Here is a 15,891-nt window from a genome sequence, read left to right on the forward strand (position 1 = left end):
CGGCACCGTCGTGGTGCAGGAGCGCACGCATGGAATGCACGGTTCAGTGGCTCGCCGACAGCGGCATGGCCTTCGTCGCCGAGACGGGCAGCGGCCACCTGCTCGCGATGGACGGCGCCCCCGACGGCGGCGGGCGCAACCTGGCGCCGCGGCCGATGGAGACGCTGCTCGCCGGCGCCGGCGGCTGCACGGCCTACGACGTCGTGCTGATCCTCAAGCGCGGCCGCCACGACGTGCGCGGCTGCCAGGTGAAGATGAGCGCCGAGCGCGCCGCCGCCGACCCCAAGGTGTTCACGCGCATCGCGCTGCACTTCGTCGTGCGCGGCAAGGGGCTGCCCGCGGCGGCCGTCGAGCGTGCGATCGCGCTGTCGCACGAGAAGTACTGCTCGGCCACCGCGATGCTGGCCAAGACGGCCGAGATCGTGACCAGCTTCGAGATCGTCGAGACGGCCTGAACGACGCGAGCGGCATCCGACGCCGCTGCACGCCGCGTCAGACGCGGTGCGCCGTGACCGTCATCACCTTCGCCGCGACGCGCATCAGCAGCCGCACCGGCAGCGGCAGCTCGGCGCCGCCGGCGGCCAGCGCGTCGGCGGCGTGGCGCGCCTCGTCGACCATCATCTGCTCGACGATCGCGCGCGACGCGGTGTCGCGCGCGGGCAGGCGCTCGAGGTGCCCGGCCAGGTGCTGCTCGACCTGGCGCTCGGTCTCGACGACGAAGCCCAGGCTCACGCGGTCGCCGAAGCGCCCGGCCAGCAGGCCGATGCCGAACGCGCCGGCGTACCACAGCGGGTTGAGCCGGCTCGCGTGGTCGCCGAGTTCGTCCAGCCGCTGCTGCGTCCACGCGAGGTGGTCGGTCTCCTCGCGCGCCGCGCGCTGCATCTGCGCGCGCAGCGCGGGCGAGCGCGCGGTCAGCGCCTGCGCCTGGTACAGCGCCTGCGCGCAGACCTCGCCGACGTGGTTCACGCGCATCAGCGCGCCGGCGAGTTCGCGCTCGTCGGCGTCGAGTTCGGGTGCCGCAGCGCCCGCCGCGGGCGCCGGGCGCGACGCGTGCACGCGCCCGAAGAGGGTGCGCAATCCGTTGTCGGCGGCCACCAGCAAGGCGTCGGCGAAGCTCATGCCCCCGAGCATAGCCGATCGCCGCGGCGTGACACGGTTCACAGTCGAAAGAAGCGAGCGCATGCTCACATGTAAGTGCGTTGTATCACTGCAACAAAGTCGGGCTGCTTCACGGTTCCCCGCTAGCGCGCGGGCGAACCCGTCTGGTGCAATACGCCCCGACTTCCCGTTGCGGAGGTTACGCAGATCGACCCCGCTGCGCAGGCGGGCATCGTTCCCCGAACCGGGACTTCCCCCGTTCAACCCTGGAGATAGGTAATGAAGAAATCCCTGATTGCCCTGGCCGCAGCGCTGGTCGCGGGCGGCGCGTTCGCGCAGTCGTCGGTTACGCTGTACGGCGTCGTCGACATCGGCTACGGCGGCAAGAGCTGGAAAGACGACACGGTCGGCGACTCGAAGACGCTCGGCATCCAGGACGGCGCCATCGCCGGCAGCCGCTTCGGCTTCCGCGGCACCGAAGACCTGGGCGGCGGCCTGAAGGCCAGCTTCGTGATCGAGCAGGGCTTCAGCCCGACCAGCCAGCAGCTGACGAACCAGCGCACGTCGACGTCGGGCCACCAGATCGACACCAACCTGAACTGGAGCCTGACGGGCCGCTCGTCGACCAGTCTGAACCGCCAGTCGTTCGTCGCGCTGAGCGGTGGCTTCGGTGAAGTGCGCCTCGGCTACCAGTACACGGTCGGCTACGAGATGTCGACGCTGGCCGGCTACAACATCGGCTCGGAAGGCGTGCACGGTGCCGACACCTCGCGCACCTACGGTCTGGCGGCCATCGGTGGCGGGCGTGCCAACGGCATCAGCTACATCTCGCCGAAGATCGCCGGCGGCCTGACGCTGCGCCTGCAGTACGGCGCGGGCGCCAACCAGAACGAGTACGGCAGCGACCTCGAAGGCTACAAGGACGAGAAGCGCTTCGGCGTGATGGCGCAATGGGCCTCGGGCCCGCTGAGCGTCGGCGTCGGCTACACGCAGTACAAGACCGACACCGAGGCCGGTACGGCGGCGACCCCGATCTTCGCCACCGCCGACACGTCGCCGACCGCCAAGCTGACGCAGATCGGCGCCAGCTACGACTTCGGCATCGCGCGCGTGGCCGGCACCTACAACATGGGTGAAGACGCCAGCGACAACGACCTGAAGGCCTGGCAAGTCGGTGTGCGCGTGCCGTTCGGCGCCGCCGCCGTGCTGGCCACGTACGGGCAGGGCAACACCGAAAACACCGCCGGCACCAAGATCAGCGACCACACCCAGTGGCAGCTCGGCGCGACGTACAGCCTGAGCAAGCGCACGACGGCGTACGTCTACTACGGTGTCACCGAGGACGACGGCACGAACACCAGCGCGATCGACAAGAAGACGAACTGGATCGCTGGCGTCATCCACACGTTCTGATTGGGGCGCTGACCACCGCGTCAGCTACCCAAGTTCGATCTGGGAACCCGCCGTGCACCGCACGGCGGGTTTTTTCTTGCCCGCCTCGCGCGGCTCCCGCCTACGGCGCCCGACAATCGCCGCTGTGAACCGCCGTCCGTCCCCCCCCTTCTCGCCCATCGGCTGGCAAGCGGCGCGCCTGCGTGTGCTGTTCGAACAGGCGCTGCAGTGCCACCAGCGCGGCCAGCTGGCGCAGGCCGCGCAGCTCTATGCGCAGATGCTGAGCCTGCAGCCCGACCACGTCGACGCGCTGCACCTGAGCGGCGTCGCCGCCGCGCAGGCCGGCGAGCCGCAGCGTGCGATCGGCTTCTTCGAGCGCGTGCTGCGCCGCGATCCGGGCCACGTTGCCGCGCACAACAACCTGGGCAACGCGCTGCTCGCGCTCGACCGCCTCGACGAGGCGCTGGCCAGCTACGAGCGCGCATTGGCGCTGCAGCCGGACCACGCCGACGCGCTGTACAACCGCGGCAACGTGCTCAAGCGCCTCGACCGGCCGCGCGAGGCGCTGGGCAGCTACGACCGTGCCCTGGCGCTGCGGCCGGACTGGGCCGCAGCCTACGGCAACCGTGGCATCGTGCACCACGTGTTGCGCCACTTCGACGCCGCATGGGCCGACTACAGCCGCGCCATCGCACTGAACTCGCGTCTGGCCGAACCGTTCTACAACCGTGGCCGGCTGCTGGTCGACCGCCGGCGCTTCGCTGAGGCGCTGCGCGACCTCGACCAGGCCGTGATGCTCAAACCGGATTACGCGGACGCGCACGAGCAGCGTGCGCACGTGCTGCGCGAGCTCAAGCGACTCGAGGAGGCCCTGCAGGCCTATCGTCGCGCGGCGCAACTGGAGCCCGACAACGGAAGTTTCCTTGCCACCTGGCTCGGCGCGCGCATGATGACGTGCGACTGGGCGGGTTGGGCGGCAGATGTGGGGCGGCTGGTGGACATGGTGCAGGCCGGCGTCGAGGAGGGGCCGACGCCGTTCTCGCTGCTGTCCATGATCGACCGACCGGAAGTTCATCAGCGCGCCGCACGTGCGTGGATCGCATCGCGGCAGTTCCCGGCAGCGGTGTGCGCGGCCATGCAGGAGCCGCAGCTGCGACCGAGGAAGATCCGCATCGGCTACTACTCGGCCGACTTCCACGACCACGCGACGATGTTCCTGATGGCGCGGCTGTTCGAGGTGCACGACCGGCAGCGCTTCGAGTTCACCGCGTTCTCGTTCGGTCCCGAGTCGGACGGCGCGATGCGCCAGCGGCTGGTGGCCGCCGTCGACCGTTTCGTCGACGTGCGCGAGCGCACCGACGACGAGGTCGTCGCGCTGTCGCGCGAACTGGGCATCGACATCGCCGTCGACCTCAAGGGTGCGACGGGCGGCGAGCGCATCGGCATCTTCGCCGGGCGGCCGGCGCCGGTGCAGGTGCAGTACCTCGGCTACCCCGGCACGATGGGGGCCCCGTTCATCGACTACGTCGTCGCCGACGCCACCGTGATTCCGCCGCCCGAGCGGGTCTGGTACGACGAGAAGGTCGTGTGGCTGCCGCACAGCTACCAGGTCAACGACCCGACGCGCGCGATCGCCGAGGCGACGCCGACGCGCGAAGCGGTGGGCCTGCCGGCCGAGGGCTTCGTGTTCTGCTGCTTCAACAACAACTACAAGATCGTGCCGGCGGTGTTCGACGTGTGGATGCGCATCCTGCAGCGCGTGCCGGCCAGCGTGCTGTGGCTGCTCGAGGACAACGCGCTCGCGGCGGCGAACCTGAAGCGCGAGGCCGCGGCGCGCGGCGTCGACCCGCAGCGCCTCGTGTTCGCGCCGCGCGCGCCGCTGCCCGAGCACCTCGCGCGCCACCGGCTGGCCGACCTGTTCCTCGACACCGCGCCGTACAACGCGCACACGACCGCCAGCGACGCGCTGTGGGGCGGTGTGCCGCTGCTGACCTGCATGGGCCGCTCGTTCGCCAGCCGCGTCGGCGCGAGCCTGCTGCGCGCGGTGGGCCTGCCCGAACTCGTCACCGAGAACTGGGCCGACTACGAGGCGCTGGCGGTGGCGCTGGCCACCGAACGCCGCGGCGAGCTCGACGCGCTGCGTGCGCGGCTGGCGGCGAACCGTCTGAGCGCGCCACTGTTCGACGCCGAGCGGTTCGCGCGCCACCTCGAGGCGGCCTACGTCGCGATGGTCGAGCGGCACCGCGCCGGTTTGCCTGCGGTGCACCTGAAGGTTCACGACGACGCCACCGTGGTGGTTGCCGACGAAGCCGAAGGCACCCACTGACGCGCCGGCGGCCGCGCGCAAGACGGGTGTGCACCGCGCAACCGGGATGACCCGCGTTCACACGCGGCACGCCCGTTGCAACACTCGGGTATCGACCCCATTCGAGGTATCGACATGGTGCAGTTTCGGCGCCTTTGCGCGGGCGTCATGTTCTGGGCAGGCGCGACGCTCGCGGCCGCATCGAGAAGGACACCGACTCGGCGATGCACGACGCTCTGATCGAGTCGGCGCTGCGGCTCGGCCACCGGGACGTCTCCCACATCCTGCGGCACGACCCGGCGATCGCCTGGGCGGTGAAGGCCAGCCTGAGTTCGTGCACCGCGCGGACCATGGCATCGACATGCGGCTCGTGAAGGTTCCCTGAGGCCCGAAGGCCGGCCCGCCGCTGCGCGCCTGCAGGCGCGCTACAGTCCGCCCCCGATGCTCGCGTTCATCCTCCGCCGCCTGGTGCAGGCCATCGTCGTGATGCTGACGGTGGCCTTCATCGCCTTCATGCTGTTCCAGTACGTCGGCGACCCGGTGACCAACCTGCTCGGCCAGGACGCGACGCCCGAGCAGCGCGAGCGGCTGCGCGCCGACCTCGGGCTGGACCAGCCGTTCGTCGTGCAGTTCGCGCGCTTCGTCGGCAACGCGGTGCAAGGCGAGTTCGGGCTGAGCCTGCGCCAGGGGCGCAAGGTGTCGGCGCTGATCGTCGAGCGCTTCCCGGCGACGATCGAGCTCGCCTTCGCCGCCGCGGTGCTCGCGCTCGCGGTCGGCGTGCCGCTGGGCGTGTACGCGGCGCTGCGGCGCGGCAGCTTCGGTGCGCAAGTAGCCATGGCGGCGTCGCTGCTCGGCGTGTCGCTGCCGACCTTCCTGATCGGCATCCTGCTGATCCTCGTGTTCGCCGTCGAGCTCAAGGTGCTGCCGAGCTTCGGCCGCGGCGAGGTGGTCGCGATCGGCGCGTGGACCACCGGGCTGCTGACGCCCGCCGGCTGGAAGCACCTGATCCTGCCGGCGGTCACGCTGGCGATCTTCCAGCTCGCGCTGATCATGCGGCTGGTGCGCGCCGAGATGCTCGAGGTGCTGCGCACCGACTACATCAAGTTCGCGCGTGCGCGCGGGCTGCCCGACCGCGCGGTGCACTTCGGCCACGCGCTGAAGAACACGCTGGTGCCGGTGATCACGATCACCGGGCTGCAGCTGGGCTCGCTGATCGCGTTCGCGATCATCACCGAGACCGTGTTCCAGTGGCCCGGCATGGGGCTGCTGTTCATCCAGGCCGTGCAGTTCGCCGACATCCCGGTGATGGCCGCGTACCTGTGCCTGATCGCGCTGATCTTCGTCGTCATCAACCTCGTCGTCGACCTGCTGTACTTCGCCGTCGATCCGCGACTGCGGATCGAGACAACCGCTGCCGCGCACTGACGGCACTTCGTCCCAGGAGATCTGCATGAAGCTCAAGACCACCCTCGTCGCCGCCACGCTCGCGCTGGCGTTCGGCGCCGCGTCGGCGGCCACGCTGCGCGTGGCCAACCAGGGCGACGCGACGTCGATGGACCCGCACTCGCTCAACGAGTCGCTGCAGTTGAGCGTGACCGGCAACGTCTACGAGCCGCTGGTCGGGCGCGACGAGAAGCTCGCGCTCAAGCCCGCGCTGGCCACCGCGTGGCGGCAGACCTCGCCCACCGTGTGGCGCTTCGAGCTGCGCAAGGGGGTCACGTTCCACGACGGCACGCCGTTCACCGCCGACGACGTCGTGTTCTCGTTCAGGCGCGCCGCCGGCGAGGGCTCCGACATGAAGAGCTACACGGCGTCGATCAAGGAGGTGCGCAAGGTCGACGCGCACACCGTCGAGATCGAGACGACGGCGCCGTTCCCGATCCTGCCCGACGTGATCTCGCTCGTGTACATCATGAGCAAGAAGTGGTGCGAGGACAACAAGGCCGAGCTGCCGGTCGACCGCCGCAAGGGCGTCGAGAACGCCGCGAGCTTCCGCGCCAACGGCACCGGCCCGTTCCGCCTGCGCGAGCGCCAGCCGACGACGCGCACGACGTTCCAGCGCAACCCGAACTACTGGGGCAAGATCGAAGGCAACGTCACCGAGGTGATCTTCACGCCGATCGGCAACGACGCGACGCGCGTCGCGGCGCTGCTGTCGGGCGAGATCGACCTGATGGAGCCGGTGCCGCTGCAGGACGTGCCGCGCATCGCCGCGAACCCGAACCTGAAGGTGATGCAGGGCCCCGAGCTGCGCACGATCTTCCTCGGCATGGACCAGAAGCGCGACGAGCTGCTGCAGTCCAGCGTCAAGGGCAAGAACCCGTTCAAGGACAAGCGGGTGCGCCAGGCCTTCTACCAGGCGATCGACATCGAGACGATCAAGAACCGCGTGATGCGCGGCGCGGCCACACCGACGGGGCTGATGGTCGCGCCGGGCATCAAGGGCTTCGTGCCCGAGCTCAACAAGCGCCTGCCGTACGACCCCGACGCGGCGCGCAAGCTGCTCGCCGAGGCCGGCTACCCGAACGGCTTCGAGGTCGGCATGAACTGCCCGAACGACCGCTACGTCAACGACGGCGAGATCTGCCAGGCGGTGGCGGCGAACCTCGCGCGCATCGGCGTCAAGGTCAACCTGCAGGCCGAGAGCAAGGCGACGTACTTCCCGAAGATCCTGCGCCGCGACACGAGCTTCTACCTGCTGGGCTGGACGCCGGGCACCTACGACTCGCACAACCCGCTCAACGCGCTGATGCACACGCCCAACGACAAGGGCCAGGGCCAGTTCAATCTGGGCTCGTACAGCAATCGGCGCGTCGACGAGCTGACCAACCTGATCCAGAGCGAGACCGACCAGGCCAAGCGCAACGCGATGATCGCCGAGGCGTTCAAGATCCACCAGGACGACATCGGCCACATCCCGCTGCACCAGCAGGCGCTGGCGTGGGGCATGAAGAAGAACGTCGAGGTCGTGCAGCTGCCCGACAACTTCATGCCGTTCCGCTACATCCACGTGAAGTGAGTCCTGCGGGTCCGCCCGTCGCCGCGTGCGGCGGGCGGACCGGCCGTGTGAAGTCCCGCTCCCATGCAAGCCGCGCTGCGCCGCTTCTTCGACGGCGACGTCTGGTACAGCTTCCGCACCTCGCCGGTGGCGATCGCCGCCGCGGCGATCACGTTCGTCTGCGTGTTCTGCGCGCTGTTCGCCGAGGTCGTCGCACCGCACAACCCGTTCGACCTCGCGTCGCTCGAGCTCGCCGACTCGCGGCTGCCGCCGGCGTGGATGGACGAGGGCCGCGCCAAGTACCTGCTCGGCACCGACGACCAGGGGCGCGACATCCTGTCGGCGCTGATGTACGGCGCGCGCATCTCGCTGCTCGTCGGGCTGGCGTCGGTCGTGCTGTCGGTCGTGATCGGCGTGTCGCTCGGGCTGCTGTCGGGCTTCGTCGGCGGCAAGACCGACGCCTTCATCATGCGCGTGTGCGACGTGATGCTGTCGTTCCCGGCGATCCTGATCGCGCTGCTGATCGACGGCGTCGGCCGCGCGATGTTCCCCGACGCGCACGAGACGCTGGCCTTCGCGGTGCTGATCCTCGCGATCTCGCTGTCGGGCTGGGTGCAGTACGCGCGCACCGTGCGCGGCTCGACGCTGGTCGAGCGGCACAAGGAGTACGTGCAGGCCGCCCGCGTGATCGGCGTGGCGCCCGCGCGCATCATGCTCAGGCACGTGCTGCCCAACGTGATGGGCCCGGTGCTGGTGCTGGCGACGATCCAGGTCGCCTCGGCGATCATCATCGAGGCCACGCTGTCGTTCCTCGGCGTCGGCGTGCCGCCGACGCAGCCGTCGCTGGGCACGCTGATCCGCGTCGGCAACGACTTCCTGTTCTCGGGCGAGTGGTGGATCACCGTCTTCCCCGGCGCCGTGCTGGTGCTGATCGCGCTGTCGGTCAACCTGCTCGGCGACTGGCTGCGCGACGCGCTGAACCCCCGGCTGCGGTGAACGTGGTGGCGACCTTCCTTCGTTCGGTGTCGCCCCGGCGGGCCGCGGCGCCCGCGCGGCGGTGTGGCGGGTGCCGATGAAGCCGCCGCTGCTCGAGGTGCGCCACCTGCGCGTCGAGTTCCCGACGCGCCGCGGCACGCTGCTCGCGCTCGACGACGTGTCGTTCACGATCGCGCCGGGCGAGATCCTCGGCGTCGTCGGCGAGTCGGGGGCGGGCAAGAGCCTGACCGGCGCGTCGATCATCGGCCTGCTCGAGCCGCCGGGGCGCATCGCCGGCGGCGAGATCCGCCTCGAGGGGCAGCGCATCGACGACCTGCCGCACGAGCAGATGCGCGCGATCCGCGGGCGCAGGATCGGCGCCATCTTCCAGGACCCGCTGACGTCGCTGAACCCGCTGTACACGGTGGGCCGCCAGCTCGTCGAGACGATCCGCACGCACCTGCCGGTGTCGGCGGCCGAGGCGCGGCAGCGCGCGATCCGGCTGCTGCAGGAGACCGGGATCCCGGCCGCCGAGCAGCGCATCGACCACTACCCGCACCAGTTCAGCGGCGGCATGCGCCAGCGCGTCGTGATCGCGCTCGCGCTGGCCGCCGAGCCGCGGCTGATCGTCGCCGACGAACCGACGACGGCGCTCGACGTGTCGATCCAGGCGCAGATCATTGCGCTGCTCAAGCGCCTGTGCAAGGAGCACGGCGCGGCGGTGATGCTCGTCACGCACGACATGGGCGTGATCGCCGAGACCTGCGACCGCGTCGCGGTGATGTACGCCGGGCGCATCGTCGAGATCGGCCCGGTGCACGACGTGATCCACCGCCCGAACCATCCGTACACCGAGGGCCTGATGGGCTCGATCCCGGCGATGGACGACGGGCGCGAGCGGCTCGCGCAGATCGACGGCGCGATGCCGCGGCTGAACGCAATCCCCGCGGGCTGCGCGTTCAACCCGCGCTGCCCGAAGGCGTTCGAGCGCTGCCGCCGCGAGCGCCCCGAGCTGATGCCGGCCGGCGCGACGCGCGCGGCGTGCTGGCTGCACGTGCCGGGAGCAGGGGCGTGAGCGCCGTGGCCCAAGACACCCGCATACTCGTCGAGGTGCGCGACCTGGCCAAGGTGTTCGACGTCTCGGCACCGTGGCTCAGCCGCGTCGTCGAGCGCAAGCCGCGCCAGTTCGTGCACGCCGTCGACGGCGTGAGCTTCGCGATCGCGCGCGGCCGCACGCTGGCGCTGGTGGGCGAGTCGGGCTGCGGCAAGAGCACCGTCGCGCGGCTGCTCGTGGGGCTGTATGCGCCCACGCGCGGCAGCGTGTACTTCGACGGCGCCGACACCGCGTCGCTCGACGGCGCGGCGCTGCGCATGCTGCGCCGGCGCATGCAGATGATCTTCCAGGACCCGTACGCGAGCCTGAACCCGCGCTGGAAGGTGCTCGACATCGTCGCCGAGCCGCTGCGCGAGCACGGGCTGGTCAAGGGCGACGCGGCGATCCACGAGCGCGTCGTCGGGCTGCTGCAGTCGGTCGGACTGGCCGCGGCCGACTGCGAGAAGTTCCCGCACCAGTTCTCGGGCGGGCAGCGCCAGCGCGTGTCGATCGCGCGCGCGCTGGCCACCGGGCCCGAGTTCCTCGTCTGCGACGAGCCGACCTCGGCACTCGACGTGTCGGTGCAGGCGCAGGTCCTCAACATCATGAAGGACCTGCAGCGCGAGCGGCAGCTGACCTACCTGTTCATCTCGCACAACCTGGCGGTGGTGCGTCACGTGGCCGACGAGGTCGGCGTGATGTACCTCGGGCGGCTCGTCGAGCTGGCACCCAAGCGCGAGCTGTTCGCCGCGCCGCGCCACCCGTACACGCGCATGCTGCTCGACGCGATCCCCGACATCCACATGACGGGCCGCGCGCGCACGCCGGTGCAAGGCGAGGTGCCCAACCCGCTGAACCCGCCGAGCGGCTGCGCGTTCCACCCGCGCTGCCCACACGCCGACGCGCGCTGCCGCCGCGAGCGGCCGGCGCTGACGACGTTCAAGGGCGTGCAAGTGGCCTGCCACGCCGTTGAGGAAGGGCGGATCTGACGCCGGGCCTCGGCCTGCGCCGGCTGGCCGTCGCGGGGCCCAGCCCACAGGGGTTTGACGGGCGGAATCGACCCGTGGCGGTTCCTCGCATCTGGTCGACTGCGCAGGTGGGCGCGTGGCACGCGGCGCGGGCATGCGTTCTCCGGCCCAACTCGCGCGGCAGCGTCGGCGCACTGCACGCCGTCGTGCCGTCCGGCCCGTCGCGGTCCTGCCACGCTGGGCGGCGGGCGCGAATGGGGCCTGCGCCCGCACACCCGTGCCGCGCGCCGTCCCAACGATGGCGCACTGCGCGCGCGTGCAGGCTGACCACAGTGGAGAGCAGGGCGATGGGGGTACCTGCGGGCGCAGGCCCCATTCGCGCTTGCGCCAGCCCGAGCACGGCACGGTTGGGGGTCGATCGTGCCGACCCTCGCATGCCGCGACCTGTCCGCGCGAGGTGGGCCGGAGAACGCAGGTACCGCCGTCGCCCTGTCGCCACGACCTCTGCAGACAGGCCGAATCAGCCGGGCAGCAGGTGCTCACCGGCGAACAGCGCGCGCACCGTCTCGCGCTCGCGCACGACGAAGGCGCGGTCGCCGTCGACCATCACCTCGGCGGCGCGCGGGCGGCTGTTGTAGTTGCTCGCCATCGCCATGCCGTAGGCGCCGGCCGACAGCACGGCGAGCACGTCGCCGGCCGCGACCGCGAGCACGCGGTCGCGGCCGAGCCAGTCGCCCGACTCGCACACCGGGCCGACGACGTCCCAGGTCCGCGGCGCGGCGTCGCGCTCGACGCAGGGCACGATCGCCATCCAGGCCTCGTACATCGCCGGGCGCACGAGGTCGTTCATCGCCGCGTCGACGATGCAGAAGTTCTTGTGCGCGCCGGGCTTGAGGTACTGCACCTCGGTCAGCAGCACGCCGGCGTTGCCCACCAGCGAGCGGCCCGGCTCGAGCAGCAGCTCGCGCTGCGCGTGGCCGCGCGCGTCGAGCCGCGCGAGCAGCGCGCGCACCAGCGCGTCGGGTGTGGGCGGGCTCTCGTCGGTGTAGGTGATGCCCAGGCCGCCGCCGAGATCGAGGTGGTGCAGCGCGATGCCCTCGGCTTCGACGGCTTCGACCAGGTCGAGCACGCGGTCGAGCGCGTCGAGATACGGTGCGACTTCGGTGATCTGCGAGCCGATGTGGCAGTCGATGCCGACCACCTGCAGGCCCGCCCGTGCGGCCGCGTCGCGGTACGCGGCGAGCGCCTCGTCGTGCGCGATGCCGAACTTGTTGTCGCGCAGCCCGGTCGAGATGTACGGGTGCGTCTTCGCGTCGACGTCGGGGTTCACGCGCAGGCTCACCGGCGCGCGCACGCCGTGCGCGCGCGCGACCTCGTCGAGACGCTCGAGCTCGGCGCGGCTCTCGACGTTGAAGCAGCGCACGCCCGCCTCGAGCGCGCGCGCCATCTCGGCGCGCGTCTTGCCGACGCCCGAGAACACGACCTGGCCCGCGTCGCCGCCCGCGGCCAGCACGCGCTCGAGCTCGCCCACCGAGACGATGTCGAACCCGCAGCCCGCGCGCGCCAGCGTGTGCAGCACGGCCAGGTTCGAGTTGGCCTTCATCGCGTAGCACAGCAGGTGTGCGCGGCCCGCGAGGGCACGGTGGTAAGCCTCGGCGGCGGCGACGATCGCGCGCTTCGCGTAGACGTACAGCGGCGTGCCGTGCGTGCGCGCCAGCGCGTCGAGCTCGACGCCGTCGAGCCACAGCGAACGGCCGCGGCGCTGCAGCCAGGGCGCGCCGGGCAGCGTCATCGTGCGGGGGCCGAGGCGGCCTTGTCGGGCGGCGGCAGGTACAGGTCGCCCTTCTGGCCGCAGCCGGCGAGCGCCGCGGCTGCGGCGACCAGCGCGATCAGCGCCGTCGGCCGCAGGGGCATCGAGGTCGCCGATACACTGCGCCGACGGGTTTCGTTCATCGCGCGAATTCTATCGACCATGGCTTCCGTCCCTGCCGCCACGCCGCTGACCGACAGCGAGTACGACCGACTGAGCGCCGCCGTGCTGGCCACCGTCGAGGCCGCGGCCGACCGCTGGCTGCAGGACGACGTGATCGACGTCGACACGCAGCGCACCGGTGGCCTGCTCGAGCTCGTGTTCCCGGGCGGGCGCAAGATCGTCATCAACACGCAGCCGCCGCTGCACGAGATCTGGCTCGCCGCGCGCCAGGGTTACCACTTCCACCACGCCGGCGGCGCGTGGATCGACCGCGAGGGGCGCGAGTTCTTCGCCGTGCTGTCGGACTGCGCAAGCGAGTACGCGGGTCGGCCGCTGCGCGTCGCGCCCTGACGGTCGGCCGGCGCGAGCCGCGCCGGTTCAGCGCCGGAACAGGTCGAGGATGCCGCGCCGCTCGTCTTCGGTGGGCGTCGGCGGCAGCGCGTCTTCGAGCCCGATGGCGCGGATGCCGGCGCCGTCGGCGAACTCGGCATAGGCCCAGTCGCCACCGCTGTGCACGACGCCCTCGGGCGGCGTGGGCTCCTGCACCGGCACGCCCTTGAGGGCGTAGGCCATGTAGTCGATCCAGATCGGCAGCGCCAGCCCGCCGCCGGTTTCGCGGTCGCCGAGCTTGCGCGGCGTGTCGTAGCCGACCCAGGCCACCGCGACGAGGTTGGCCTGCCAGCCGGCGAACCAGGCGTCCATCGAGTCGTTGGTGGTGCCCGTCTTGCCGTACAGGTCGGGGCGCTTGAGCGTGGCCTGCGCACGCGCGGCGGTGCCGCTGCGCGTGACTTCCTGCAGCAGGCTCGTCATCACGAACGCGTTGCGCTCGTCGATCACGCGCGTGCTCGGGTCGAGCACCGGCGGCTCGGCCTCGAACAGCACGCGCCCGCGCGAGTCGGTGATGCGCTGGATCAGCGTCGGCGGCACGCGGTAGCCGCCGTTGGCGAACACGGCGTAGGCGGTGGCCATCTGCAGCGGCGTCACGCTGCCGGCGCCCAGCGCCATCGTCAGGTACGGCGGGTGCTTGTCGCGGTCGAAGCCGAAGCGCACGATCCAGTCCTGCGCCGTCTGCGGACCGATGGCCTGCAAAAGCCGGATCGAGACCATGTTCTTCGACTTCGCCAGCGCCGTGCGCAGCGGCATCGGGCCCTCGAACTTGCCGTCGTAGTTCTTCGGCTCCCACGGCTGGCTGCCGGTGGTGGCGGCGTCGAAGAACAGCGGCGCGTCGTTGACGATGGTGGTCGGCGTCACGCCGTGCTCGAGCGCGGCGGAGTAGATGAAAGGCTTGAAGCTCGAGCCCGGCTGGCGCCAGCCCTGCGTGACGCGGTTGAACGCGCTCTTGCGGAAGTCGAAGCCGCCGACCATCGCGCGCACGTGTCCCGTCTTCGGCTCGAGCGCGACGAATGCGGCCTCGACCTCGGGCATCTGCGTGAGTGTCCAGCTGCCGTTGGCCAGCCGCACCGCACGCACGACGGCGCCGCGGCGGATCTGCTTGTTCGGCGGTGCCTTGGCCGACAGCCCCGATTCGACCGGCTTGAGCCCGGCACCGGTGACGGTGATCGTCTCGCCCGACTGCAGCGCCGCGACGACGCGTTGCGGCGACGCCTCGAGCACGACGACGGCGCGCAGCTCGTCGTTGTCCGGGTGGTCGGCCAGCGCCTCGGCGATGCGCAGGTCGAGTGCGGCCGGGTCGGCGGGCAGGTCGACGTAGGCCTCGGGCCCGCGGAAGTGCTGGCGGCGCTCGAACGCCATCAGACCATCGCGCAGCGCGCGGAACGCGGCCGTCTGGTCGCCGGTGTCGATCGTCAGCGTCACGTTCAGCCCGCGCGTGTAGGCCTCTTCGCCGTACTGGGCGAACACGAGCTGGCGCGCGGTCTCGGCGGCGTGCTCGGCGTGCACGCGCACCTCCGACGGGCGGCGGTAGCGCAATTCCTGCGCGCGCGCCCTGGCGTGCTCGGCCTCGTCGATGAAGCCGACCTCGAGCATGCGGTCGAGGATGTAGCGCTGGCGCTGCAGCGCGCGCTGCGGGTTGGCGAACGGGTTGTACGCCGATGGCGCCTTCGGCAGGCCGGCGAGCAGTGCCGCCTCGGCGGTGGTCAGCTCGGCCAGCGGCTTGCCGAAATAGGTTTGCGCCGCGGCGGCGAAGCCGTAGGCGCGCTGGCCGAGGAAGATCTGGTTCATGTAGACCTCGAGGATCTGGTCCTTCGAGAGCTGCGTTTCGATCTTCAGGGCCAGCAGGATCTCGTAGATCTTGCGCGTGAACGTCTTCTCGGACGACAGGTAGAAGTTGCGCGCGACCTGCATCGTGATCGTCGAGCCGCCCTGGCTCTTGGCCTCGCCGACGTTGGCCAGGCCGGCGCGCACGATGCCCAGGATGTCGACGCCCTCGTGCTCGTAGAAGCGCGCGTCCTCGACGGCGAGCACCGCGTGGCGCATCACGAGGGGGATCTGCGCGATCGGCGTGAAGGTGCGCCGCTCCTCGCCGAATTCGGCCAGCAGCATGCCGTCCGAGGAGAACACGCGTAGCGGCAGCTTGGGACGGTAGTCCGTCAGGCTGTCGATCGGCGGCAGGTTCGGGTACGCGAACGCCAGCGCGATGGCCACCAGCGCACCGGCCGACAGCACCGCCGCGACGGCGCCGCCGACGGCCCACACCAGGGCCTTGAGCAGCCAGGACTTCGAAACGGCGATGTTGGGCACGAAACGAGACGTAAGGGGCGGGCGGGCGCAGCCGGCGGTGTGCCGTCCGGGCCGTCACCGCCGCGCGTGGCGCCGAGGCGCCATCACGGTGCCGCAACGGACCGCCGATTATAGGAATCGGGGCCAGGAAACCTGCGGCCGCGTGAAGTGTGCCGCGAACGCCGCCGTGCCGCCAAGGCCGCGATGGCCGATGCTGTCACACGCACGCAGCGTGGCCGGCAGGCGTCGGCGGGGTGCAACGAGATGAGATGGGCGCCAGGTGCCCGTCTTTTCGCCCTTCGCACACGGGCTTTGCTGCTAGCATGGAAGTAACTTATTAAGACAGTTGGCCCAGCGACGGTGGCTCCAGGGGCCGCGCTTCGGTGCCGATAACGGGTCTGCGGCGGCGCG

At 71.0% G+C, this 15,891-nt stretch carries 14 protein-coding genes; 10 read left to right on the forward strand and 4 right to left on the reverse strand.

Annotated elements, in window-relative coordinates; genetic code table 11:
* The first annotated feature begins 29 nt into the window (after positions 1-29).
* Positions 30-455 (forward strand): OsmC family protein, encoded by a 426-nt coding sequence (locus DRV96_RS08200; RefSeq protein ID WP_119289770.1) that lies wholly within the window; start codon positions 30-32, stop codon positions 453-455.
* Between the two features lie 37 nt (positions 456-492).
* Here the strand turns inward: DRV96_RS08200 and coq7 are convergent, their stop codons facing one another.
* Entirely contained in the window at positions 493-1,131 is a 639-nt protein-coding gene (gene coq7 / locus DRV96_RS08205; RefSeq protein WP_119289772.1) for a 2-polyprenyl-3-methyl-6-methoxy-1,4-benzoquinone monooxygenase, read from the reverse strand.
* A gap of 246 nt (positions 1,132-1,377) precedes the next feature.
* On the opposite strand from coq7, the gene DRV96_RS08210 reads away from it, so the two are divergent.
* From DRV96_RS08210 to DRV96_RS08245, 8 genes are all read left to right on the forward strand, one after another.
* Positions 1,378-2,511, forward strand: coding sequence for a porin (locus tag DRV96_RS08210; protein ID WP_119289774.1), 1,134 nt, complete (start codon positions 1,378-1,380; stop codon positions 2,509-2,511).
* Between the two features lie 124 nt (positions 2,512-2,635).
* The gene (locus DRV96_RS08215; RefSeq protein WP_119289776.1) at positions 2,636-4,816 is read left to right on the forward strand and encodes an O-linked N-acetylglucosamine transferase, SPINDLY family protein; all 2,181 of its coding nucleotides are present in this window, start codon (positions 2,636-2,638) and stop codon (positions 4,814-4,816) included.
* Positions 4,817-5,019: 203 nt separating this feature from the next.
* Positions 5,020-5,169, forward strand: a complete 150-nt coding sequence (locus DRV96_RS08220) for a hypothetical protein (protein WP_162910983.1) — start codon at positions 5,020-5,022, stop codon at positions 5,167-5,169.
* A 67-nt stretch (positions 5,170-5,236) separates the two neighbouring features.
* Positions 5,237-6,220 carry an ABC transporter permease gene (locus DRV96_RS08225; protein WP_119289780.1) on the forward strand — a complete coding sequence of 328 codons (984 nt, stop codon included), beginning with the start codon at positions 5,237-5,239 and terminating at the stop codon, positions 6,218-6,220.
* 25 nt (positions 6,221-6,245) lie between these two features.
* Entirely contained in the window at positions 6,246-7,814 is a 1,569-nt protein-coding gene (locus tag DRV96_RS08230) for an ABC transporter substrate-binding protein (RefSeq protein ID WP_119289782.1), read from the forward strand.
* 63 nt (positions 7,815-7,877) lie between these two features.
* Positions 7,878-8,789 carry an ABC transporter permease gene (locus DRV96_RS08235; RefSeq protein WP_119289784.1) on the forward strand — a complete coding sequence of 304 codons (912 nt, stop codon included), beginning with the start codon at positions 7,878-7,880 and terminating at the stop codon, positions 8,787-8,789.
* Between the two features lie 76 nt (positions 8,790-8,865).
* Positions 8,866-9,843 carry an ABC transporter ATP-binding protein gene (locus DRV96_RS08240; protein ID WP_119289865.1) on the forward strand — a complete coding sequence of 326 codons (978 nt, stop codon included), beginning with the start codon at positions 8,866-8,868 and terminating at the stop codon, positions 9,841-9,843.
* Entirely contained in the window at positions 9,840-10,850 is a 1,011-nt protein-coding gene (locus tag DRV96_RS08245; protein WP_119289786.1) for an ABC transporter ATP-binding protein, read from the forward strand. The genes DRV96_RS08240 and DRV96_RS08245 overlap by 4 nt, the downstream gene beginning before the upstream one ends.
* Positions 10,851-11,349: 499 nt before the next feature.
* Here the strand turns inward: DRV96_RS08245 and lysA are convergent, their stop codons facing one another.
* Both lysA and lptM read right to left on the reverse strand, forming a co-directional pair.
* Complete coding sequence (lysA, locus tag DRV96_RS08250) at positions 11,350-12,621, reverse strand: diaminopimelate decarboxylase (protein WP_119289788.1); 1,272 nt, start codon at positions 12,619-12,621, stop codon at positions 11,350-11,352.
* A complete protein-coding gene (lptM, locus tag DRV96_RS08255; RefSeq protein WP_210756998.1) occupies positions 12,618-12,782 on the reverse strand; it encodes an LPS translocon maturation chaperone LptM in 165 nt (54 codons plus the stop codon). Before lptM ends, lysA begins: the two co-directional genes overlap by 4 nt.
* Before the next feature lie 19 nt (positions 12,783-12,801).
* Between lptM and cyaY the strand changes: the two genes are divergently transcribed.
* Positions 12,802-13,152, forward strand: a complete 351-nt coding sequence (cyaY, locus tag DRV96_RS08260) for an iron donor protein CyaY (RefSeq protein WP_119289792.1) — start codon at positions 12,802-12,804, stop codon at positions 13,150-13,152.
* A 27-nt stretch (positions 13,153-13,179) separates the two neighbouring features.
* Here cyaY and DRV96_RS08265 read toward each other — a convergent pair whose 3' ends face one another.
* A complete protein-coding gene (locus DRV96_RS08265) occupies positions 13,180-15,501 on the reverse strand; it encodes a penicillin-binding protein 1A (RefSeq protein ID WP_119289794.1) in 2,322 nt (773 codons plus the stop codon).
* Positions 15,502-15,891: the final 390 nt, after the last annotated feature.

The organism is Azohydromonas sediminis (assembly GCF_003574675.1).
Classification (GTDB): Bacteria; Pseudomonadota; Gammaproteobacteria; order Burkholderiales; family Burkholderiaceae_C; genus Calidifontimicrobium; species Calidifontimicrobium sediminis.

What these genes read in the sequence shown, in the direction of transcription:
- DRV96_RS08225 (WP_119289780.1), top strand. Translation starts at nt 5,237, where the DNA reads ATGCTCGCGTTCATCCTCCGCCGCCTGGTGCAGGCCATCGTCGTGATG.
- DRV96_RS08230 (WP_119289782.1), top strand. Translation starts at nt 6,246, where the DNA reads ATGAAGCTCAAGACCACCCTCGTCGCCGCCACGCTCGCGCTGGCGTTC.
- DRV96_RS08210 (WP_119289774.1), top strand. Translation starts at nt 1,378, where the DNA reads ATGAAGAAATCCCTGATTGCCCTGGCCGCAGCGCTGGTCGCGGGCGGC.
- lysA (WP_119289788.1), bottom strand. Translation starts at nt 12,621, where the DNA reads ATGACGCTGCCCGGCGCGCCCTGGCTGCAGCGCCGCGGCCGTTCGCTG.
- cyaY (WP_119289792.1), top strand. Translation starts at nt 12,802, where the DNA reads ATGGCTTCCGTCCCTGCCGCCACGCCGCTGACCGACAGCGAGTACGAC.
- coq7 (WP_119289772.1), bottom strand. Translation starts at nt 1,131, where the DNA reads ATGCTCGGGGGCATGAGCTTCGCCGACGCCTTGCTGGTGGCCGCCGAC.
- DRV96_RS08235 (WP_119289784.1), top strand. Translation starts at nt 7,878, where the DNA reads ATGCAAGCCGCGCTGCGCCGCTTCTTCGACGGCGACGTCTGGTACAGC.
- DRV96_RS08240 (WP_119289865.1), top strand. Translation starts at nt 8,866, where the DNA reads ATGAAGCCGCCGCTGCTCGAGGTGCGCCACCTGCGCGTCGAGTTCCCG.
- DRV96_RS08220 (WP_162910983.1), top strand. Translation starts at nt 5,020, where the DNA reads ATGCACGACGCTCTGATCGAGTCGGCGCTGCGGCTCGGCCACCGGGAC.
- DRV96_RS08200 (WP_119289770.1), top strand. Translation starts at nt 30, where the DNA reads ATGGAATGCACGGTTCAGTGGCTCGCCGACAGCGGCATGGCCTTCGTC.
- lptM (WP_210756998.1), bottom strand. Translation starts at nt 12,782, where the DNA reads ATGAACGAAACCCGTCGGCGCAGTGTATCGGCGACCTCGATGCCCCTG.